The sequence below is a fragment of the Brevundimonas sp. Root1423 genome (genome assembly GCF_001426805.1).
Window position 1 is genome coordinate 168,102 of sequence record NZ_LMFL01000045.1, and the last position, 20,985, is coordinate 189,086.

Annotated in this window: 19 protein-coding genes and 1 pseudogene; 10 read left to right on the forward strand and 10 right to left on the reverse strand. The window is 68.7% G+C overall.

Going from position 1 to position 20,985, the window contains the following annotated elements; all coding sequences use genetic code 11:
- The first annotated feature begins 56 nt into the window (after nt 1-56).
- Together ASD25_RS22440 and ASD25_RS22445 are read left to right on the forward strand one after the other, a co-directional pair.
- Entirely contained in the window at nt 57-548 is a 492-nt protein-coding gene (locus tag ASD25_RS22440) for a CinA family protein (RefSeq protein ID WP_056620624.1), read from the forward strand.
- Entirely contained in the window at nt 545-775 is a 231-nt protein-coding gene (locus ASD25_RS22445; RefSeq protein ID WP_056620626.1) for a sulfurtransferase TusA family protein, read from the forward strand. The genes ASD25_RS22440 and ASD25_RS22445 overlap by 4 nt, the downstream gene beginning before the upstream one ends.
- Here the strand turns inward: ASD25_RS22445 and ASD25_RS22450 are convergent.
- Entirely contained in the window at nt 738-1,643 is a 906-nt protein-coding gene (locus tag ASD25_RS22450; RefSeq protein WP_056621373.1) for a YihY/virulence factor BrkB family protein, read from the reverse strand. The genes ASD25_RS22445 and ASD25_RS22450 overlap by 38 nt on opposite strands.
- Nucleotides 1,644-1,859: 216 nt before the next feature.
- On the opposite strand from ASD25_RS22450, the gene ASD25_RS22455 reads away from it, so the two are divergent.
- From ASD25_RS22455 to ASD25_RS22465, 3 genes are read left to right on the forward strand one after another with little or no spacing between them, the layout of a single operon-like run.
- Nucleotides 1,860-3,173 carry a diguanylate cyclase domain-containing protein gene (locus tag ASD25_RS22455; protein ID WP_056621375.1) on the forward strand — a complete coding sequence of 438 codons (1,314 nt, stop codon included), beginning with the start codon at nt 1,860-1,862 and terminating at the stop codon, nt 3,171-3,173.
- 42 nt (nt 3,174-3,215) lie between these two features.
- Nucleotides 3,216-3,812: a winged helix-turn-helix domain-containing protein gene (locus tag ASD25_RS22460; protein WP_082572611.1), complete on the forward strand. Its 597-nt coding sequence runs from the start codon at nt 3,216-3,218 to the stop codon at nt 3,810-3,812.
- A 5-nt stretch (nt 3,813-3,817) separates the two neighbouring features.
- Nucleotides 3,818-4,558: an SRPBCC domain-containing protein gene (locus tag ASD25_RS22465; protein ID WP_056620630.1), complete on the forward strand. Its 741-nt coding sequence runs from the start codon at nt 3,818-3,820 to the stop codon at nt 4,556-4,558.
- Here ASD25_RS22465 and ASD25_RS22470 read toward each other — a convergent pair.
- Genes ASD25_RS22470 through ASD25_RS22485 form a run of 4 tightly spaced genes read right to left on the reverse strand, consistent with a single transcriptional unit; the run spans nt 4,555 to nt 9,468 of the window.
- Nucleotides 4,555-5,034 (reverse strand): GNAT family N-acetyltransferase, encoded by a 480-nt coding sequence (locus ASD25_RS22470; RefSeq protein WP_200943693.1) that lies wholly within the window; start codon nt 5,032-5,034, stop codon nt 4,555-4,557. The two genes, ASD25_RS22465 and ASD25_RS22470, sit on opposite strands and share 4 nt — an antisense overlap.
- Nucleotides 5,035-5,042: 8 nt before the next feature.
- Nucleotides 5,043-8,504 (reverse strand): transcription-repair coupling factor, encoded by a 3,462-nt coding sequence (gene mfd, locus ASD25_RS22475; RefSeq protein WP_056620632.1) that lies wholly within the window; start codon nt 8,502-8,504, stop codon nt 5,043-5,045.
- Nucleotides 8,504-8,725 carry a succinate dehydrogenase assembly factor 2 gene (locus tag ASD25_RS22480; protein ID WP_056621377.1) on the reverse strand — a complete coding sequence of 74 codons (222 nt, stop codon included), beginning with the start codon at nt 8,723-8,725 and terminating at the stop codon, nt 8,504-8,506. The genes mfd and ASD25_RS22480 overlap by 1 nt, the downstream gene beginning before the upstream one ends.
- 44 nt (nt 8,726-8,769) lie before the next feature.
- Nucleotides 8,770-9,468: a peptidoglycan-binding protein gene (locus ASD25_RS22485; protein ID WP_056620634.1), complete on the reverse strand. Its 699-nt coding sequence runs from the start codon at nt 9,466-9,468 to the stop codon at nt 8,770-8,772.
- 87 nt (nt 9,469-9,555) lie between these two features.
- Between ASD25_RS22485 and recG the strand changes: the two genes are divergently transcribed.
- A complete protein-coding gene (gene recG, locus ASD25_RS22490; protein ID WP_056620636.1) occupies nt 9,556-11,643 on the forward strand; it encodes an ATP-dependent DNA helicase RecG in 2,088 nt (695 codons plus the stop codon).
- Here recG and ASD25_RS22495 read toward each other — a convergent pair.
- From ASD25_RS22495 to kdsA, 4 genes are read right to left on the reverse strand one after another with little or no spacing between them, the layout of a single operon-like run.
- Nucleotides 11,640-12,746 (reverse strand): DUF3089 domain-containing protein, encoded by a 1,107-nt coding sequence (locus tag ASD25_RS22495; protein WP_056620639.1) that lies wholly within the window; start codon nt 12,744-12,746, stop codon nt 11,640-11,642. The two genes, recG and ASD25_RS22495, sit on opposite strands and share 4 nt — an antisense overlap.
- Nucleotides 12,743-13,744: an ADP-glyceromanno-heptose 6-epimerase gene (gene rfaD / locus ASD25_RS22500; protein WP_056620642.1), complete on the reverse strand. Its 1,002-nt coding sequence runs from the start codon at nt 13,742-13,744 to the stop codon at nt 12,743-12,745. Before rfaD ends, ASD25_RS22495 begins: the two co-directional genes overlap by 4 nt.
- The gene (gene rfaE2 / locus ASD25_RS22505) at nt 13,741-15,195 is read right to left on the reverse strand and encodes a D-glycero-beta-D-manno-heptose 1-phosphate adenylyltransferase (protein ID WP_056620644.1); all 1,455 of its coding nucleotides are present in this window, start codon (nt 15,193-15,195) and stop codon (nt 13,741-13,743) included. Before rfaE2 ends, rfaD begins: the two co-directional genes overlap by 4 nt.
- 18 nt (nt 15,196-15,213) lie before the next feature.
- Nucleotides 15,214-16,077, reverse strand: coding sequence for a 3-deoxy-8-phosphooctulonate synthase (gene kdsA, locus ASD25_RS22510; RefSeq protein ID WP_200943694.1), 864 nt, complete (start codon nt 16,075-16,077; stop codon nt 15,214-15,216).
- 111 nt (nt 16,078-16,188) lie between these two features.
- Here kdsA and ASD25_RS33370 point away from each other — a divergent pair, with 111 nt between their 5' ends.
- The 4 genes and pseudogenes from ASD25_RS33370 to ASD25_RS22525 all read left to right on the forward strand — a co-directional run bounded on the left by ASD25_RS33370 (nt 16,189) and on the right by ASD25_RS22525 (nt 19,666).
- The gene (locus ASD25_RS33370) at nt 16,189-16,716 is read left to right on the forward strand and encodes a deoxyribodipyrimidine photo-lyase (RefSeq protein ID WP_369816664.1); all 528 of its coding nucleotides are present in this window, start codon (nt 16,189-16,191) and stop codon (nt 16,714-16,716) included.
- A gap of 331 nt (nt 16,717-17,047) precedes the next feature.
- A pseudogene (locus tag ASD25_RS33375) lies at nt 17,048-17,558 on the forward strand (FAD-binding domain-containing protein).
- Nucleotides 17,559-17,591: 33 nt separating this feature from the next.
- The gene (locus tag ASD25_RS22520) at nt 17,592-18,812 is read left to right on the forward strand and encodes a cyclopropane-fatty-acyl-phospholipid synthase family protein (RefSeq protein WP_056620646.1); all 1,221 of its coding nucleotides are present in this window, start codon (nt 17,592-17,594) and stop codon (nt 18,810-18,812) included.
- Nucleotides 18,813-18,832: 20 nt separating this feature from the next.
- Nucleotides 18,833-19,666: a sulfurtransferase gene (locus tag ASD25_RS22525; protein ID WP_056621380.1), complete on the forward strand. Its 834-nt coding sequence runs from the start codon at nt 18,833-18,835 to the stop codon at nt 19,664-19,666.
- Between the two features lie 8 nt (nt 19,667-19,674).
- On the opposite strand, the gene ASD25_RS22530 is transcribed toward ASD25_RS22525, so the two are convergent.
- Nucleotides 19,675-20,985, reverse strand: coding sequence for a dicarboxylate/amino acid:cation symporter (locus ASD25_RS22530; protein WP_056620649.1), 1,311 nt, complete (start codon nt 20,983-20,985; stop codon nt 19,675-19,677).

The following is a 20,985-nucleotide window of genomic DNA, read 5'->3' on the forward strand; positions in this document are numbered from 1 at the left end:
GGCGCTTTGCCCTACCCTGGACCGACTCGCCGCCCCTTCGGAAGGCCCCTCGCCGCATGTTCCCCGACGATATTGACGCACTGGCCCTGCGGGTCGTCGAAGCAGCCGTCGGCCGCGGACTCATGATCGCTACGGCCGAGAGCTGCACGGGCGGACTGGTCGCCGGCGCCCTGACGGCGGTGGCGGGCTCGTCGGCCGCGCTGGACCGGGGGTTCGTGACCTACAGCAACGCCGCCAAGAGCGAGATGCTGGGCGTTCCCGCCGCTCTCATCGATGCCAAGGGAGCCGTCTCGGAAGCCGTCGCCCGCGCCATGGCCATGGGGGCGGTGGACCGCTCGACGGCGCTGGTGTCGATAGCCGTCACCGGCATCGCAGGTCCGGGCGGAGGCTCCGACGATAAGCCCGTCGGCCTCGTCCATTTCGCCGCTTCGGGGCCCGCCGGCGTGGTCCACGCCGAGCGCCGCTTCGGCGACCTCGGCCGCGAGGCCATCCGCCTCGAAAGCGTGCGCGTCGCCCTGCGCATGCTTCTGGACCGGATCGGCGCATGATCGTCGACGCCCGCGGCCACCGCTGCCCGACTCCCAGCCTGAAGCTTCAGAAGGCGATGCGCGAGACACCTGCGGGCGCGCGTCTGACCCTGCTGGCGACCGATCCGATGGCGCGCATCGACGTGCCCCATCTGATGACCGGCCTGGGAGGGAGGGTCGTCTCGATCGACGAAGCCGACGGCGTCCTGACTATCGTGGTCGAGACGCCCGGCGCTCCGACAGATTGACGACGCTTTCCGGGAGGGGCGTGTCCGGCTCGATCTCCGGCGCGCCGATCGACCGCGCCGCGATCTCCATCTCGGTGGTGAAGGCGCCCCCGTAGAAGATGGCGTTGACGTTCCACGACAGCCAGATCAGCAACACGACCACCGCGCCGACCGAACCATAGGTCGCCCCCAGCGGCGCGATCTGCTCGACATAGATGGCGCAAAGCCAGGACGAAATCGTCGACATCACCGTCGCCACGACTCCGCCGGCGATGGAGGGGACCCAGGCCACCGGCGTCCGGTGGGACATGGCGTAGCGGTAGAGCATGGTCAGGCCGATCGCGAGACCCAGCGCCGGCCACAGACCATCGAGCGGCAGGCCGCTGGAGGCGGGCGCCTCTCCCGGGCCGGCATGTTCCAGCAGCCGCGAGGTGACCACCGCACCGGACACCACGGTGAACAGCAGAAAGGCCGCCAGGGCCACGAAGAAGGCCAGCAGGTTGAACTTGAAGAAGCCGTGGGGCTCCTTCTCGTCATGGATCAGGTTAAGCCCCGCCAGCAGGGCCTTGAAGCCGCGATGCGCAGCGTATCCGCCGATGACGAGGGCGAAGAAGCTCTGGGCCGACACTGTCCGCGCCGAGGCGTTGGCCAGCCGCTCGATCTCCGCCCGGAAGATGGCCCGCGCCGCCGTGGGCATGACGTCGGCCAGGGCCGCCGCCTGCTCGCTGACCTGGGCGATAGACAGCACCGCCTTGTAGAAGCCGATCAGGATGGCGATGGCCGGAAACACCGCCAACAGGGCGAAGAAGGACACTCCGCCCGTGTACAGCATCACGTCGCGGCCCCAGCTGCGCGTGAACGCCTTGACCGCCAGCCGGCCCCACAACATGGGCGTGGCCCAGCGCGCGGCGACTTCAATGTCCGATTTGGCCTGCAATCCGGTCCCCACAACCGCCTCAAGCGCGCACTTCTAGCGTAATTCGGCCGGGGGGAAAGCGTTGGTCGGAAAGCCATCGCAGACCCGTTGCTTCCAACGGCCTGCGGTCGCTATGGTCCGCCGCCATGAAACCGCGCCAGGGGGCTGGGGCGGTTGGAGATTCCGATCTTGGGTTCCGATCCGCGCATTCTGGTCGTCGCCCCTGACGACGACCTGGTCGGCCCGCTGTGTCAGGGGCTGGACGCTCTCGGCTGGCGCACCGTCACGGCCCGCTCGCTCGCGGGGGCCGTCCAGACCCTGATCGACTGGCCGCTGGAGGCGGTGATCCTCGACGCCCGAATGCCCGACGCGACGCGGGGCGTCGAAGCCCTGCGTCAGACCGTCACCCCGCGCCGCCTGCCCGTTCTCGCCATCGGCGCGGACGCCGCCGGCTGGGAACCCGGGGTAGCCGACATCGCCATGTCCGCTCCGCCCCACGCGGCCCAGGCGGCGCTGCGTCTGGAGAATCTGATCCGCTCCGCCATCGCCGAGGAAGAGGTCAGCCTGCGCGAGGCCACCTTCGCTGCGCGCGGCCAGCCCCTGCCACTGTCCGATACCGATGCGACTCCGCTACGCGTCCTGGCGGCGGGCAAGCCCGACCGGCATTTCCTCGCCCTGTCCAACGCCCTGACCGCTCGCGGCTGCGAGGTCGTGGCGGCCCCGACGCCCTACACGGCCTTCGACTACCTGCACGAAAAGCCCTTCGACGCCGCCGTCCTCTGGGGCGCCGAAGACCACACCCCGGCCCTGTCGATCGCCTCGGGCATGAAGCGGAATACGCGCCTGTATCACATCCCGGCGGTGCTCTATCTGCGCGGCTCCGGCGAGATCAATCTGGCCGAGCTCTACAATCGTGGCTTCGCCGACGTCGCCGCCGCTGACACGCCCGAGGAAGAAACGGCCGAGCGCATCACCGCCCTGGCGCGCGCCCACCGCCGTCACGTCGCCATCCGCAAGGCGCTGGAAAGCGCACGCGGTTCGGACCTGACCGATCCCGCCACCGGCCTGTTCACGCCCCAGCTGTTCGCCAGCCATCTGGCCCGCGTCGCCGAGGGCGCCCGCCTGCGCCGCCGGCCGCTTTCGGTGGCGGTGCTGCGCGTGTCCGAAACCGAGGCCGTCGCCGAGGCCCGCAAGGGCGGCTGGCTCGACCGCGCCCTGCCGCAGATCGGCGCCATGGTCTCGCGCCTGATCCGCACCGAGGACACGGCGGCGCGCCTGTCTCCAGACGTCTTCGCCCTCGCCCTGCCTGCCACCCACGGGCCGTCCGGACGCATCGCCGCCGACCGGATCGCCGCCGTCATCGGCTGCACCGCCTTCGACGCGGGTCCCGACCGCTCGCCCTTCGTCGTCGAGTTCGAGGTTGGCGTGGCCGAGGTCGGATCGGGCGAGTCCCCCGCCGCGGTGCTTGAGCGCGCCTCGGGCAATGTCAGGTCGCAGGCCTGACGCCCATTTGACAATCTTATTTGTCTAATGCAGGTTCGCGTCATGACGGCGCGTCCCTCCGCCCTGCTCGACAACCTGGACACCGCCCTTCTGGCGCTGGCGCCCATACGCCGCCGCATCCTCGCCGCCCTGATCGAGCCAGCCTCCGCCGCCGGCCTGTCGGAAAAGCTGGGGCTGCCCCGCCAGAACATCGGCCACCATCTCCGCGCGCTCGAGGCGGCGGGCCTGATCCGGCTGGCCGAAGAGCGGCGCAAGCGAGGCTTCACTGAACGCCTCTTCGTCGCCGCCCAAAGCTACGTCTTCGACCCGGCCATGATGCAGGGGCCGCCCGACCCGGACGCGGTCGAGGCCCAGGATCGCCACGCCGCCGACCATCTGATCTCCACCGCCTCGACAATCGTCCGCGACGTCGCCCGCATGCGTCAGGACGCCGCCGCCGAGGGCTCGCGCCTGCTGACCCTGACGGTCGAGGCCGATGTCACCTTCGCCACGCCCGGCGATTTCGAAACCTTCACCGACGAGGTCAGCGCCGCCGTCGCGGCACTCGCCCGCAAATACTCTGCTCCTTCGGGCCGCCGTTACCGGCTCACCGCCGCCGCCCATCCGGCGACGCCCCGACCCGCTCCAGCCAGGAACTGACCGCCATGACCGACGCCGCCAAGCCCGTGGAAGACCACGTCCTCGTCGAGGTCACCGTGCCCGCACCCGCCGATGCGGTCTGGGCGGCCCTGCGCGATCCGAAACAGATCGCCAACTGGTTCGGCTGGGACACTGACGCCCTGAAGGACGAGATCGACTTCATCTTCGTCACGCACGCCGAGGCCGACGAAGCGCGCCGCACCGTCACCTTCGTCGGCGTCAACGACCGCTATGAGGTCGAGGCGCGCGGCGACACCAGCGTCGTCCGCGTGGTCCGCTCCGCCCCCGTCGGTGAATGGACCGACGTGTTCGACGGCATGATCGAGGGCTGGATTTCCTTCACCCAGCAGCTGGCCTTCGCCTTCGCCCGCCATCCCGGCCAGACGCGCCGCACGATCTTCTTCTCGGGCCCGCCTCATGCTGATCAGTTGGGCCGCTCGGTGCTGGGCCTCGACGCCGCCCCGGCGCCGGGCGAGCCCTATACGATGCCGCTGGGCCCCGACGATGCGTCCGGACAGGTCTGGTTCGTCTCGCGCCACCAGATCGGCGTCACGGTCGACGCCTGGGGCGACGGCCTGCTGGTCGTGGCGGAAAGCCCGCCCAAGGCGGACAAGCGTCCGCGCGGCGCGACCATGCTGACCCTGACCACCTACGGCCTGTCAGACACCGCCTTTTCCGATCTGGAGAGCCGCTGGAAGGGCTGGTGGGAGACGCATTTTGAAAACGCCGCCCCGCACGAGGGCTAGAGCCGCCGGTACATGATGTGCAGACCGACCAGCCCCTCACGGGGATGGTCGAACGCCTCGGGCGCGGTGCCGATGATCTCGAACCCCAGCGATCGCCACAGGCTCACGGCCGCATGGTTCGCCTCCACCACGGCGTTGAACTGCATGGCGTGATAGCCGGCTTCCGCTGCAGCCCGGACGACCGCCTCGCCCAGCGCGCTTCCCACGCCGCGTCCGCGGGCCTCGGCCGCGACCATGAAGCTGGCGTTGGCGATGTGGGCGCCGGGTCCCAGCTGGTTCGGGCCGAACTTCGCCGTGCCCAGCACCGCTTCGGCCTCGTCGACCGCGACCAGAACCACCCACGACGGCGGGTTCCACAAAGCCTTGCCGAACGGCTCGGTCAGGTCGCGCGGATAGGTGTAGGTCTCGCCGGCGGCCGCCGTCGCCTTCACGATCGGCCAGATCGCCGGCCAATCCGCCTCCGTCGCCTCGCGCACCCGGACCGTCACGCCGCATCGGCCACCCGGGCCAGATCGGCGGTGATGCGTTCGGCGACCTTCAGCCGGTCGGCCGCCGTATCCCACTCGCCCTTCACGACGATCTTCTGGTCGGGCCGGATCTTCCAGAAGGCGTGGTTCTTCTGGATCAGACCGACCAGCCCCATCGGATTGGGGAAGGCGTGGTTGCGCAGCGTCAGCACGGCGCCCTTGGGCCCGATGTCGATGCGCTCAATACAGGCCGTCTTGCAGTTGGCCTTGATGCCGACGATGCGCAGCAGTTGCTTCGCCTCGTCCGGTAGCGGCCCGAACCGGTCGATCAACTCGGCGGCCAGCGCCTCGCGCGTTTCCGAGTTCTCGGCGTCTGACAGACGGCGATACAAACTTAGACGTACGTTCAGATCCGGGACGTAATCCTCTGGAATCAATACGGCCGCGCCGACGTTGATCGCCGGCGACCAGCCGCGGTCGACCACGCCGCCGCCCTCGCCTGCCTGACGCAGTTCGGCGACGGCGTCCTCCAGCATCTGCTGGTACAGCTCGACCCCGACCTCGCGGATATGGCCCGACTGTTCGTCGCCGAGCAGGTTGCCGCCGCCGCGCTGGTCCAGATCGTGACTGGCCAGCTGGAAACCGGCGCCCAGATTGTCCAGCGACTGCAGCACCTGCAGCCGCCGCTCCGACGACAGGCTCATCGGCTTCTCGGGCGGGGTGGTCAGATAGGCGAAGGCCCGCGCCTTGGCCCGGCCGATCCGGCCGCGAATCTGGTGCAGCTGGGCCAGGCCGAACATGTCGGCCTTGTGCACGATCAGGGTGTTGGCCGTCGGCACGTCCAGCCCGCTCTCGACGATGGTCGTCGACAGCAGCAGGTCGTAGCTGCCGTCGTAGAAGGCGCTCATCACGTCTTCCAGCTGGGTCGGCGACATCTGACCGTGACCGACCACGAACTTGATCTCGGGCACCTGCTCGCGCAGGAATTTTTCGATGTCGGGCAAGTCGCTCAGGCGCGGCACGACGTAGTAGGCCTGACCGCCGCGATATTTCTCGCGCAGCAGGGCCTCTCGCACCAGCACCGGATCCCACGGCGTCACATAGGTCCGCACCGCCAGACGGTCTACCGGCGGGGTGGCGATGATCGACATCTCGCGGATGCCCGACAGCGCCATCTGCAGCGTCCGCGGAATGGGCGTCGCCGTCAGGGTCAGCAAGTGAACGTCGGCCCGCAGGGACTTCAGCTTCTCCTTGTGCTTGACCCCGAAGTGCTGCTCCTCGTCGACGATCACCAGCCCGAGGTCCTTGAACCCGACCTGTTCGCTCAGCACCGCATGGGTGCCGACGACGATCTCGAACGAGCCGTCCTTAAGGCCCGCGCGTGTTTCCGCCGCGTCCTTGGCCGTCACCATCCGCGACAGGTGCCGGACCGTGACCGGCCAGCCGGCGAACCGTTCGCTGAAGGTCTTGAAATGTTGCCGCGCCAGCAGGGTCGTCGGACAGACGATGGCCACCTGCTGTCCCGTCATCGCCACCACGAACGCAGCCCTCAGCGCCACCTCGGTCTTGCCGAAGCCGACGTCGCCGCAGATCAGGCGATCCATCGGCGTGCCCTTGCCGAGATCCTCCAGCACGTCGCCGATGGCGTTCAGCTGGTCGTCCGTCTCCTCGTAGGGGAAGCGGGCGCAGAACTCGTCGAACAGCCCCTGTGGCGGCGTGATCGCCTCCGAGGTCCGCAGCGACCGCTTGGCCGCCAGGGCGATGAGTCCCTCGGCCATGTCGCGCAGGCGAGCCTTGGCCTTGGCCTTGCGCGCCTGCCAGCCCGCCCCGCCCAGCCGGTCCAGCTGCGCCCCGTCGGCGTCGGACCCGTAACGGGTGAGCAGGTCGATATTCTCGACCGGCAGATACAGCTTGCTGTCGCCCGCGTAGAGCAGTTCCAGACAGTCGTGCGGCGCCTGCTGGATATCCAGCGTCTTCAGACCCTCATAGCGCCCGATGCCGTGATCCAGATGGACCACCAGATCGCCCGTCGTCAGGGCCGAAGCCTCGGCCAGGAAGTTCGACGCCCGCCGCTTCTTTCGCGGTCGCGCCAGACGGTCGCCGAGAATGTCGGTCTCGGAAATGACGGCGACCTCATCGGTCTCGAACCCGTGCTCCACCGGCAGGACGCCGCGCAGATAAAGGTCCTTCGGCGCCTTCTGCACGTCGGCCCAGTCGCGCACGGCGACCACATGCTCCAGACCGTGATCGGCCAGCATGGCGGCCAGACGCTCGGACGAACCCTCGGTCCACGACGCGAACAGCACACGCTTGCCTGCCGCCTTCACCGCCTCGGCGTGACGCGCCACGGCCTCGAACAGATTGACGCTGTCCTGCGCCCGCTCGGCGGCAAAGCTGCGTCCCAAACGGCCGCCAGCGTCCTCGCCCGGTCCATGGAACGGCGACATCCGCCACACCCTCCGGCCGGCCAGGGCGCTGTTCCAGTCGCCCTCGTCGAGATACAGCCGCTCGGGCGGCAGGGCGCGATAGGCCGACCCGCCCGCCTTCCGGCCCATCGCCGCATCGCGCCGCGCCTCATAGGCGTCGCGCGTCAGGGTCCAGCGTTCGGCCCGCGCCGCCTCGACCTGATTGTCCAGGAACAGGCTGGCCTCGTCCGGCAGATAGTCGAACAGCGTCTCCAGCCGGTCGTAGAGCAGCGGCAGCCAGTGCTCCATGCCCTGCCGCCGCGCGCCCTCGCTGATGGCGGCGTACAGCGGATCGTCGCCCGCGGCGCCGAACAGGCTCAGATAGCCGGTGCGGAACCGGGAAATGCTCTCGGGGTCCAGCAGGGCCTCGGACACTGGCGCCAGCGACACCTCGCGCCGCTGTCCGGTCGACCGCTGCGTCGCCGGATCGAAGGTACGGATCGACTCCAGCTCCGAGCCGAACATGTCCAGCCGCACCGGCTCGTCAAAGCCCGGCGGATAAACGTCGATCACCCCGCCGCGCACCGCGAACTCGCCGCGCTCGGACACCGTCGAGGCGCGCATATAGCCGTTGGCCGCGAAATACCGCTCCAGCGCCGCCGTATCGAGATCTAGCCCGACGGTCGTCTCGAACCCGGCCCCGCAAGTGACCTCGCGCGGCGGCGTCCGCTGGATCGCCGCACCGACCGTGGTCACGACCAGCGTCGGCTTGCGGTCGCCCTTCTGTCGCTGGGCCAGTTTCGTCAGCGCCGCCATACGCTCGGCCGACACAGACGAAGACGGGCTCAACCGATCGTAGGGCAGGCAATCCCAGGCGGGAAACTCGATGACCTCGATGTCCCGGGCGAAGAAGCCGAACGCCTGAACGAACTCGCCCATGCGCGCATAGTCGCGCGCGACGAAGACGGCGACGCCGCCGTCCGCCTTCAGCCGCTCGGCGACCGTCAGCGCGTCCAGACCCTCGGGGGCCCCGCCCAGTTCCTGATCGCCCCGCTTGGGCAGCACGGCGTCCATCAACCGGCGCCCTCGGCCACGGCGGCGGCGACGTGGTCGCGCATGAAGTCGCGGATCTTGCCCATCACCGGGGTCTCATGCTCGTCAGGGGTCGGCACGGTCAGCGACGGACCGACGCTGTCCACGAAGGGACCCAGCACCAGATCGGCTTCACGAAAGCCTCGGCGCCACGCGCGGAAGCGCGCGCGGGCGAGACGGGTCTGCTCACGGTCATCGGTCATGAAGCGGGGGATATAGCGGGGCAGGAGCCCCGCCGCCACCGTGCTCAGGCCGGCCAGATCGCCTTTCCGCGATTGGTCAGGGCGATACGCTCCGCCAGCCCCAGAGCGCCGCCATTGATCAGTCGGGTGACGCGGGCCACGTCGTCGGCGTCCGCTGGTGTGTTCAGCCCTCGCGTGCGCCAGTAGTCGATCGCGCAATGCACCGAGCCCGCCGGTGTCGTCACCTGATCCGGATCCGCCTCGTAGGTCGCGCCGGTGCGGGCGTAGTTGGCCCGCCCAGTCAGCTGAATCAGCCCCCTTCCCCGATAGCGCCAACCGTCCCCGGGCTGGGTGTTTCCCAGATTGGCCGCGCCCCAGGCGCCGCCATAGACCGCGTTGGCGATGGCCTGCTGGTCCGCCGGTCGCCCCGGCGCCCGGCCCAGCGCCTCGCACTGCGCCCGTGAAATCCGCGCCGAGGAAAAGGTCTGCTTGAGGCCGTCGACCGAGTAGTTCAGGTTCTCGGCGATCGGGCGGAAACCACTCTCATGACTGACCTGCGCAAAGAAATGGATCAGCCGCAGACGGGTGGTCAGGCCCCCCTCATCGGCGTACTGCGCGATCAGCGCGCCCGTACCCGCCGGCGCCCTGCCATCCGACATGTACCCGGCCAGGGCCTGAAAGGTGTTTGGCCCCAGTTGGCCGTCCGCGGGCCCGGGGTCGTATCCCTTGGCGCGTAGATTGTTCTGCAGATCCTGGACCGACATGCGCCTGCCCTCCGCCCTCGCCGACATCGACGCCTGCAAGATAGCGCCGACGATTCAGAAATACAATCTTAGGATGTATTCCTGACGATGCGCCCCGAGATTCTCTTCCCGTTGTTCGCCGAAGTCTCGACCCTCAAGGGCGTCGGGCCGAAGGTCCTGCCGCTGGTCCAGAAACTGGCCGGCCCGCTGGTGCGCGACGTGGCCTTCCTGTCCCCGGCCGGCCTTGTCGTACGGCGCCCCATGACCGCCGCCGACGCCGTTGAGGGTCAGGTCGGCATCTTCGAGATCAGCATCGACCGTCTGATCGTGCCGTCAAAGCCCGGCGCGCCGATCAAGGTGCGCGCCACCGACGCCACCGGCTTCGTCCACCTGATCTGGTTCGGCGGTTCGGCCCAGCACATCGACCGCCTGTTGCCCCGCGGGCAGACCCGGCTGGTGACCGGCAAGGTCGAGCGGTTCAACAACGAGGTGCAGATCGTCCACCCGGACATCTTCACCCCCCAACAGGCCGGCGACATCCCGGCCATCGAGCCCGTCTATCCGGCCACACAGGGCCTGACCTCCCGCGTCATTCGCAAACTGGTGCAGGCCTCGCTTCAGCACGCTCCCGACCTGCCCGAATGGCAGGATCCTGCATGGGTCGCGAAAACCCGCTGGCCCGGCTGGCGCGCCGCCCTGCAGCGCCTCCACGCCCCCGAAGCCGAGCCCGATCTGGAGCCCGACGCCCCGGCCCGCCAGCGGCTGGCCTATGACGAACTGTTCGCCCACCAGCTGGCGCTCGCCCGCCGCCGGCGCGCGCGTCAGATCACCCCGGCCCCGGTCATCCACCCCGGCGACGCCTCCACCCGCCTGCTGGCCTCCCTGCCCTTCCAGCTCACCGGCGCCCAGGATCAGGCCATCGCCGAAATCCGCCGCGACCTGGCCTCGGGCGAACAGATGGGCCGGCTGCTGCAGGGGGACGTCGGCTCGGGCAAGACCGCCGTCGCCGCGCTGGCCCTGGCCGACGCCGCCGCGTCGGGCTTCCAGTCCGCCCTGATGGCGCCGACCGAAATACTGGCCCGCCAGCATTTCCAGCGCATCGCGCCCATGATGGAAGCCGCGGGCGTCAGCGCCGTCCTCCTGACCGGCCGGGACACGCCCGCCGAGCGCCGCACGCGCCTCGCCGCCCTCGCTTCGGGCGAGGCGCAGGTCGCCATTGGCACCCACGCCCTGTTCCAGGACGCCGTCCGCTTCGACCGTCTGGCCTTGGCGGTCATCGACGAACAGCACCGCTTCGGCGTCAACGAGCGCCAGCGCCTTCAGGCCAAGGGCGACCCCCGCACCGGCGGCGTCCACCTGCTGACAATGTCGGCCACCCCCATCCCGCGCACGCTGGAACTGACGCAGTACGGCGAACTGGAGGTGTCACGCCTGACCGAGAAGCCGCCGGGCCGCACCCCGGTGACCACGGCCGTCCTGCCGCTGGCCCGGATCGGCGAGGTGGCGAAACGGCTGAAGGCCGCCATCGACGGCGGCGCCCAGGCCTACTGGATCTGCCCGCTGGTGGCCGAGAGCGAGGCCAGCGATCTGGCCGCCGCAGAAGCCCGCGCCGCCGACCTGCGCCGCATCCTGAAGGTTGAGGTCGGTCTCGCCCATGGCCAAATGCCCGGGGCCGAACGCGAGGCCGTGATGGCGGACTTTGCCGACGGCCGCATCCCGCTGCTGGTGGCCACCACCGTGGTCGAGGTCGGGGTCGACGTGCCCAACGCCACCATCATGGTCATCGAACACGCCGACCGTTTCGGCCTGGCCCAGCTCCACCAGCTGCGCGGACGCGTCGGCCGCGGGGCCAAGGCCAGCGCCTGCATCCTGCTGTACGGCGGCGGCGACGACGGCCTCGGCGAGACGGCGAAGACCCGGCTGGAGACCCTGCGCCGCACCGAGGACGGCTTCGAGATCGCCGAGGAAGATTTCCGCCTGCGGGGCGGCGGGGATCCGCTGGGGCTCAAACAGAGCGGATTCCCGGCCTACCGTTTCGCCGATCCGATCCGGCATCGCGCCCTGATGCTGACCGCGGCAGACGACGCGCGTCTGGTGCTCGGCCGCGACCCGGACCTCACCAGCCCGCGCGGCGAGGCGGTCAAGGTGCTGGAGGCCCTGTTCGACTGGCGCAACGACCGCCCGGGGATCGACTAGGCGGCCGGCCGCGCCTGCCACGCCGTCAGCCGCGCCTGAACATCGGCTTCAATATCGCCGTAGAACAGATTGTACGGACGAGATTTTCTTCGATCCGCCCAGCTGCCGGTCTCGCGGAAGGACTCGGTCGTCGGCTCCGAGTGCCGCAACAGGCCGTCCCGGCACTGTGTCTCGATCTCCCGCGCCATCAGCGCCGGTCGCGCGCCCCATTCCAGGCCCGTGGCGTTGGTCGCGCCCTTGTGGAACCGCGCCTCGACCGTGGCCATGTCGGTCGAACCCGTGACCGGGTTGACGCACAGGGCCGGCCGACCCGCCAGCTCGACCAGCCGCCCGCGCGCATCCCAGACCAGAGCCCTGCGCAACCTGCGCCGCGCCGCGCCGTCATTGCTCACGCCCACAGGCGACCAGCCCACGACGCAGCCGACCTGGTCCCGGCGCGCGCAGGCTGGAACCTGCGGCGAAAGGCCGTCGACCGCAGCCACCGTGTCGATCAGATAGGCCGCGACCAGCCGTCGACGCAGCGCCGGATCGGAAGCCACCCGCTCGCGCACCAACCGTTCGACGATGTCGCCGCCCTGCTCCACCCCGGCCAGCACGATCGGACCAGTCGGATGGTTGGCGATCCAGACATCGAACGCCGCCGCCGCATCGCCATAGGCGAAAGCCCGCGCCTCCCGTGCGTCCTCGCGGAGCGTCAGGCGGGTATAGAGGCTGCTCTGCCGGTAGCGCGGCGCGCTGATCGCGCCGGCCCGAGCGAACGGCCCGGCGTAGTTGGGCAGAACCACCCGGCTCAGATACGTATCGGCGCCGCGGTTTCCGATCGGTCCGTTCCACTCCCTGCCGCCGTCATAGGTGGTCGAATGGACGAAGAAGATCGCCGCCGGCCCCGCCCCCGGCGTCCGCGTCTCGCGCAGCGCCCAGGCCGCCGGTGCGCCGTAGTCGGGCGCGGGCGGCGGCGTATAGGTCTGGAACGGCACCTGCGGATCCAGCCCGGCCTTGAGGATGTCTCCCCGCCAGACCGCGACGGCGGTCACCAGCAACAGAACGATCGTCAGGCCGATCCAGCCGACCCACTGGCGAAAGGTCAGCCTGCGCAAACTCATCGATACGGGTCCGCCGTAGAGAGGAAGTCCTGCACATAGCGGCGCACGCCCTCTTCCAGAGGCGTGGACTGCCCGCTGAAGCCCGCCTCGCGCACACGCTCCATCCGCGCCTCGGTGAAATACTGGTACTTGTCGCGGATGCTCTCGGGCGTATCGACATATTCGATCCGCGGCGTCTTGCCCGCCGCCGCGAAGGTGGCGTTGGCCAGATCGAGGAAGGACCGCGCCTGACCCGAACCGGCGTTGAACACCCCCGAGACCTCGGGCGTCTCCAGCAGCCACTCGACCATGTCGACCACATCGTCGACGAAGACGAAGTCGCGCATCTGGCCGCCGTCGGCGTAGTTCGGATTATGCGAGCGGAACAGGGTGACCGGCTGATCGGCCTGAACCTTCGGCCAGATCTGCGCCACGACCGACTTCATCCCGCCCTTGTGGTACTCGTTCGGTCCATAGACATTGAAAAATTTCAGACCCGCCCATTGCGTGGGCGCCGTGCGTGACTGGGCCTGTCGCGCTGCATACTGATCGAACAGATATTTTGAATAACCGTAGGCGTTTAGCGGCCTGAGTGCAGTCAGGGAGCGAAGATCGTCCTGATCCTCGAACCCGAGGCCGCCATCGCCGTATGTCGCCGCCGAAGAGGCGTAGATCAGCCGGGCGTCGCGCAAGGCGCACCAGGCCCAGAGGTCGCGGGAAAGGCTGAAGTTCGTGCGCAGGATAAGGTCCGAATCGGGCTCGGTCGTCGAGGAAATGGCGCCCATATGCACCACGGCCTCAATGCGCTCCGCGTTGCGCTCCAGCTGGTCGAACAGCTCTTCCGGCTCCCAGAAGTCGGCGATCGGATGTTTGGCCAGGTTCTTCCACTTGCCCAGATCGGCCGTCTCCAGCCGGTCGCAGACGACGATGTCCCGCCGGCCCTCGGCGCACAGGCGCGCGACGATGTTCGAGCCGATGAAACCGGCCCCGCCCGTCACCACGATCATGCGCCGGATCATGCTTCGCCCTTCATTTTCTCGACCGTCTTCGTGGTCGAATAGCCGTCCTCGAACGTGGCCAGCCTGACCTCGCCGCCCCAGCTCTCGACCAGATCGCCGCCGACCACGCCCTCACGCGTATAGTCCGCGCCCTTGATCAGCACGTCGGGCCGCAGCCGCTCGATCAGGGCCAGCGGCGTGGGATCGTCAAAGGCCGTCACCCGGTCCACTGATTGCAGGCCGCCGATGACCACCGCCCGGCTGTCCAGATCGTTGATCGGCCGCCCCTCGCCCTTCAGCCGGCGCACCGAGGCGTCCGTGTTCAGCGCCACCACCAGCCGGTCGCACCAGCCGCGCGCCTGCGCCAGATAGGCCACGTGGCCCCGGTGCAGGATGTCGAAGCAGCCGTTGGTGAAGCCGACCTTCAGCCCCTGACGCTTCCAGCCCTCGACCACATGCGCCAGTTCCTCCAGCGGCATGACCTTGGCGTGGGCCCCGGCGGCGTGCTGGCTCATCTCGGCGTCGATCAGTTCGGCCGGCGTGACCACCGCCGTCCCCGCCTTCCCGACCACCACGCCCGAGGCCAGGATCGCAAACTCGACCGCCGTCTCCAGCGATGCGCCCGCGCCCAGCGCAAGACCAAGCGCCGCCAGTCCCGTGTCGCCGGCGCCCGAGACGTCGAACACCTCCCGCGCCCGACCGGGGAAATGTTTGGCTGCCTCGCCTCGCCGCATCAGGCTCATGCCCTTGCCGGCCCGCGTCACCACCACGGCCTTGGCCGTCGTCGCGTGCAGAAGCGCCTTCAGCGCCGCCTCGACCTCGGCGTCGCTCTCGACCGGCAGTCCGGTGGCGGCGGCCAGTTCGCTGGCGTTGGGCTTGATCAGATCGACCGCGCCATAACGGGCGAAGTCGCGACCCTTGGGATCGACCACGACCGGCGCACCGCTCTTCTGCGCCGCCGACAGGGCCTGGGCGATCACCAGATCGCTGACCACGCCCTTCGAGTAATCTGACAACAGATATACAGAAGCGCCCGTAAAGGCCTCGCTTTCATCGCCCATCAGCGCCGCCGCCTCCTCGTCCAGGCGCAGCAGCTGCTGGCCGGCGGCGACGAAGCGGGTCTTGACGATGGTGGCCACGCCGGCCCGCCGTTCGACGGCGTCCTCTATGCCCGGTTCCGCCGCGATCAGGGCGGTCAGCTCGTCGCCGGCCGCATCCTGCCCCGCCACGGCTCCGAGCCGCGCTGTGCCGCCCAGCGCCGCGACGTTGCGCGCCACATTGCCCACCCCGCCCGGCATGGCGATGGTCCGGCGCGTGCGCAGCACGGGGATGGGCGCTTCCGGCGAGATCCGGCTGACCTCGCCATAGACATAGCGGTCCAGCATCAGGTCGCCGACACAGGCGACCTTCAGCCCGCGCACCCTCTCTAGCAGCGCCTGCAGTTGTCCGAGATCGAGCGTGCGGTCAGCCATATCCTTGGCCTATCGGATTCAGGCGGCCTTCGCCATCCGCGCCTTGGTCAGGTCGTCATAGGCGATCAGGTCGGCGGCAAGGGCCTCGAACTGGTCCAGCGGCACCATGTTCGGCCCGTCCGACGGCGCATTGTCGGGGTCCTGATGCGTTTCCATGAAGACCGCGTCCACGCCCACGGCCACGGCGGCCCGCGCCAGAACCGGCACGAACTCGCGCTGCCCGCCCGAGGAGGTGCCCTGCCCGCCCGGCTGCTGCACCGAATGGGTCGCGTCGAACACCACCGGACAGCCGATCTCGCGCAGCACCGGCAGGGCGCGCATGTCCGACACCAGGGTGTTGTAGCCGAAGCTGGCGCCGCGCTCGCAGGCCATGACGTTGGGGTTACCCGCCCCGACCACCTTGGCGATGACGTTCTTCATGTCCCAGGGGGCCAGGAACTGGCCCTTCTTGATGTTGATTACCCTGCCGGTCGCGGCGGCGGCCAGCAGCAGGTCGGTCTGGCGGCTCAGGAAGGCAGGGATCTGCAGCACGTCGACGGCCTGGGCGGCGATGCGGCAATGCTCCTCGGTGTGCACGTCGGTGAGCACCGGCAGACCCGTGACCTCGCGGATTTCCGCGAAGATCGGCAGCGAGCCTTCAAGGCCGAAACCGCGCGCGGCGGTGGCGCTGGTCCGGTTCGCCTTGTCGAAACTGGTCTTGTAGATGATGCCGACATTCAGCCGCTCGCCGATCTCCTTCAGCGCATGGGCCATCTCCAGCGCGTGCTGGCGGCTTTCCAGCTGGCAGGGGCCGGCGATGAAGACGATCCGCTGACCGCCGCCGATGGTGACGGGCCGCGTCAGGCCTTCCTTGATGTCGATGACGGCGTTTGGCTTGGACAAGGCAGGCTTCCCGGATTTGCGGCTTGGAGACGCACGGTCGATGCCGCACTCATGCGGCCATCAGGTGGCGTCGGACGTATAGGTTCGCAAGCTATCACGGAGCCCGACCGCATGACCACCAAGGCCGACGACCGTCCTGTCATCCTCTGGTTCCGTCAGGACCTTCGTCTGGCCGACAATCCGGCCCTGACCCATGCTCTGGAGACCGGGCGGCCGATCGTTCCCGTCTACATCCTCGATCAGGGCGCGGCCGTCCGGCCGATGGGCGCCGCCTCGCTCTGGTGGCTGGACAAGTCCCTGCGCGCCCTCGAGGCCTCGCTGCGAGAGCGCGGTTCTCGTCTGATCCTGCGCCGCGGCGACAGCGAGGCGGAACTGCTCCGGCTGGTCGCGGATACCGGCGCCGACGCCGTCTATATGAACCGTCTGTTCGAACCGGACGCCTTCGCCCGCGACGCCGATATCGCCCACACCCTCAAGACCGAGGGCGTTGACTCGACCGGGCAGCGTGCTGAACGGCGCGGGCCAGCCGTACAAGGTTTTTACGCCCTTCATGAAGGCCTTGCTCGCCACAGCCTCGCCGCCGCCCCGGGCAGCCGGCCCGCGTGTGCTTGTAAGCCCGTCCACCCTTGCGTCCGATGACATCGACGCTTGGGCGCTGCATCCCGCGCGGCCCGACTGGTCCGGCGGCTTCGACTGGAGCCCGGGCGAGGCGGGAGCGTCCGCCGCCCTGGCCGCTTTCGTCGCCCATGGCCTCAAAACCTATTCCATCGGCCGCGATCGCCCCGCCGAGCCGGCGACCAGCCGCCTGTCGCCGCACCTGCACTTCGGCGAGATCAGTCCGTGGCGGCCGATCGACGCCGTACGCGCGGCGGCCGCCGACGGTCTGGCCCCGTCCGCCGAGGCGGAAAAGTTCGTCGCAGAGATCGGCTGGCGCGAGTTCTCGGCCCACCTGCTGCACGCCTTTCCTCATATGACCGATACGGCGTTCCGGCCCGAATATGACGCCATGCCGTGGCGCGACGACCCGGACGGCCTCGAGGCATGGAAGCAGGGCCGGACCGGCTATCCCATCGTCGACGCCGGCATGCGCGAGCTCTGGACGACAGGATTCATGCACAACCGGGTCCGCATGATCGTCGCCTCCTTCCTGATCAAACACCTGCTGATCGACTGGCGCGAAGGTGAGCGGTGGTTCTGGAACACCCTTGTGGACGCCGACCTCGCCTCCAATGTTCAGAATTGGCAGTGGGTCGCTGGATCCGGAGCCGATGCTTCACCGTACTTCCGAATCTTCAATCCGGTCATACAAACTCAGCCGATTGCCCGACCGCTGGCTCCACGCGCCATGGACAGCGCCGGCGGACATCGCTGCGGGGATTCATGACTATCCGGATCCGATCGTTGATCACGCCGAGGCCCGCCAGCGGGCGCTGGACGCCCTCAAGTCCGTCATCGCTGGCCGCGAGGCCGAAGGGGATTGACGCCCCTCGGCCGCCTGTCGGAGAGTTCCGCCCATGACGTCGGTCACCGCCGAGCGGCATGAGGCAGGCGCCCGCACCCCCCGCGGGTTCTCATTCCTGCTGCGCCTTCTGACCTCCAACTGGACCTTTGGCCGCCTGACTGTCCTGCTGCCCAACGGAAAGGTGCATCAGCTGGATGGCTCACAGCCCGGCGTATCTGCGATCTTCGATATCAGGGACTACCGCTTCGCCCGCCGCGTTCTGGCCTCGGGCGATATCGGCTTCGCGGAAGGCTATATGGCCGGGGAGTGGGAAAGCCCGCACCTCGCGGCCCTGCTGGAATCCTTCGCCAACAACTACGATCACATCCGTCGTCTGGTGGACGGCCACCCGGCCATGAAGGCGGTCCACTGGTTTTCCCACCGGATGAACCGAAACAGCCGCAAGGGCTCGCGGAAGAACATCCACGCCCACTATGACCTGGGCAACGCCTTCTATGCGTCCTGGCTGGACCCATCGATGACCTATTCCTCGGCCCGGTTCACGCGGGCCGGCATGGCGCTCGAAGCCGCGCAACGCGAGAAATACGCGTCCCTTGCCCGCCTGATGGACCTGCAATCCGGCCAGTCGGTACTCGAGATCGGCTGCGGCTGGGGCGGTTTTGCAGAGTTCGCCGCCGGGGAAGCCGGCGCCCGCGTGACGGCGGTCACCATCTCGCAGGAGCAGTACGACTTCGCCCGCCAGCGCATGTTCAACGCCGGTCTGTCGGACCGCGTCGATATCCAGCTGATCGACTATCGCGATGTCGAGGGGACCTTCGACCGGGTCGCATCCATCGAGATGTTCGAGGCCGTCGGCATCGAGTACTGGCCCGCCTATTTCGGCAAGATCCACGATGTGCTGAAGCCCGGCGGCAAGGCGGGCCTGCAGATCATCACCATCGATGATGACCTGTTTGGCGGCTACAACAAGCGCACCGACTTCATCCAGAAATACATCTTCCCGGGCGGCATGCTTCCGTCGGAGAAGGAGTTGAAGCCGGTCATCGACCGCGCCGGCCTCGACTGGCGCGTCATCGAGCGGTTCGGTCAGGACTATGCCGAGACCCTCAAGCTTTGGGACGAACGCTTCCAGACGGCCTGGGGCGACATCCGCCGCATGGGCGGATTCGATGAACGGTTCCGGCGACTGTGGCGCTTCTATCTGGCGTACTGCGAGGCGGGCTTCCGCTCGGCCCGGACCGACGTGATACAACTGGTCCTCGCGCGCGACTGACGGGCGTGCCGGACGCCTCCATGACCGACGCCTCGCCCCTGATCTCGACCGAAGACCTCGCCGCCCGCCTGGGCGACCCGGACCTCCGTCTCGTCGACGCCAGCTGGCATCTGGACGGCCGCGACGGCCGGCCCGACTTCGAGACGACCCGTCTCCCCGGCGCGGTCTTCTTCGATCTGGATGCGAGTTCGGACACGGCCAGCGCCCTGCCTCACATGCTGCCGTCTCCCGTCGCCTTCGCCGCGCGTATGGGCAGTCTGGGAATTTCGGATCGGGACGCCATCGTCGTCTACGACACGGTCGGCATCCGGTCCTCCGCCCGGGCCTGGTGGATGTTCCGCGTCATGGGCGCAGGACATGTGCGCGTGCTGGACGGCGGCTTGCCGAAATGGAGGGCCGAGCATCGGACAGTGGAACACGGCCCGGCCGTTCCCCGCGATCCCGCTGTCTTCTCGCTGCGCCTCGACGCCGGGGCCGCGGCCGCACTCGCCGATGTCCGGGATGCCTTGGCGAGCGGCGTGCAGGTGCTCGACGCCCGGTCTGCCGGCCGTTTCCACGCCCGTGAGGCCGAACCCCGCGCCGGCCTGCGCTCTGGACATATGCCGGGCGCGCTGAACCTGCCCTTCCCGGCCCTGCTTGAGGCGGACGGCACGATGAAACGGAGCCCGGCGCTCGAACAGGCGTTCCGCGACGCTGGCGTCGACCCGGATCGGCCCGTCATCACGACCTGCGGATCGGGCGTCACCGCCGCCATCCTCAGCCTTGGACTGGCCGTGCTGGGAAAGCCCTCCCGCCTCTATGACGGCAGCTGGGCCGAATGGGGCGGCCGGTCAGACACCGACATCGCCCCCTGAACGCCGTCTCAGACCGGCGGCGCGACCGGCTCCGGTCCCGCAACGTCCGCAGGCACGTCGACCTCGCCACGCGAGACCACGGTGGCCGCTACAAGGTCGCCCGTGACGTTCAGCGTGGTCCGGCACATGTCGAGGAAGCGGTCGACGCCGAGTATCAGGCCGATGCCCTCGGCCGGCACCCCGACCATGGTGAGGATCAGGGCGATGACCGGCAGCGAACCGGCCGGCACGCCCGCCGTGCCGATGCCGCCCAGGATGCAGACCAGCATCACCACCAGCTGCTGCTGCAGGTTCAGGTCGACGCCGAAGAACTGGGCCAGGAACAGGACCGTCACGCCCTCGAAAAGGGCGGTCCCGTTCTGGTTCGCCGTCGCGCCCACCGTCAGCACGAAGCGCGAGATGCGGCGCGGCAGCATCAGCTTTTCTTCCGCCGCCTTGATGGCGATCGGCAGGGTGGCGTTGGACGAGGCCGTCGAGAACGCCACCACGAAGGGTTCGCGAACGCCGTTGGCGAACTTCAGCGGGTTCATGCCGCCGAAAATCCAGACCAGCAGCGGATAGACGATGAACATGTGGATCGCCATCGCGCCTATGGCGACGCCGGCATAGGCGCCCAGCCGCACCAGCAGGTCCCAGCCGAACACAGCCGACAGGTTGAACATCAGGGCCGCGATCGCGAATGGAGCCAGTTTGATGACGAGGTTGATCAGCTTCATCATCACTTCCAGCAGCCCCTGCAGGGCGCTCTGGAGCGCGTCCGTGGCCGGGCTCTTGGCCATGACCATGCCGATGCCGAAGATCAGGGCGAAGACCATCACCGGCAGAATCTGGTTCTCCGCCGCGGCCGTGACGACGTTCGACGGGATCATGTCGAGGAAGAACTGACCGGCCTCGATCGACTTGGGCGCATTGCCCACGATAGCCGAGGCCCCCTCGGCGCCCTGCGCCAGCAACTGCTGGGCCAGCACCGGATCCACGCCGTCACCGGGACGGAAGAGATTGACCATGCCCAGGCCGATGCCGACGGCGATGGCGGAAACGACAATTGTGAACATCAGCGTCTTGAAGCCCACGCGGCCCAGCGACTTCAGATCGCCCATCTCGGCGACGCCGACCGCCAAGGCTGCGAACAGCAGCGGCAGAACCAGCATGAACAGCAGGCGCAGGAAGATCTGTCCGACCGCCTGGATGATGTCCATCACCTCGGGGATGACGGTCTGGCCGGTCAGGTTGACGTAAAGCCCGCCTCCCAAGCCCACCACGAAGCCCAGCAGCATCCAGAGATAGAGCGGCACGCCGCCCTTTTTCGTCGTTTCCAT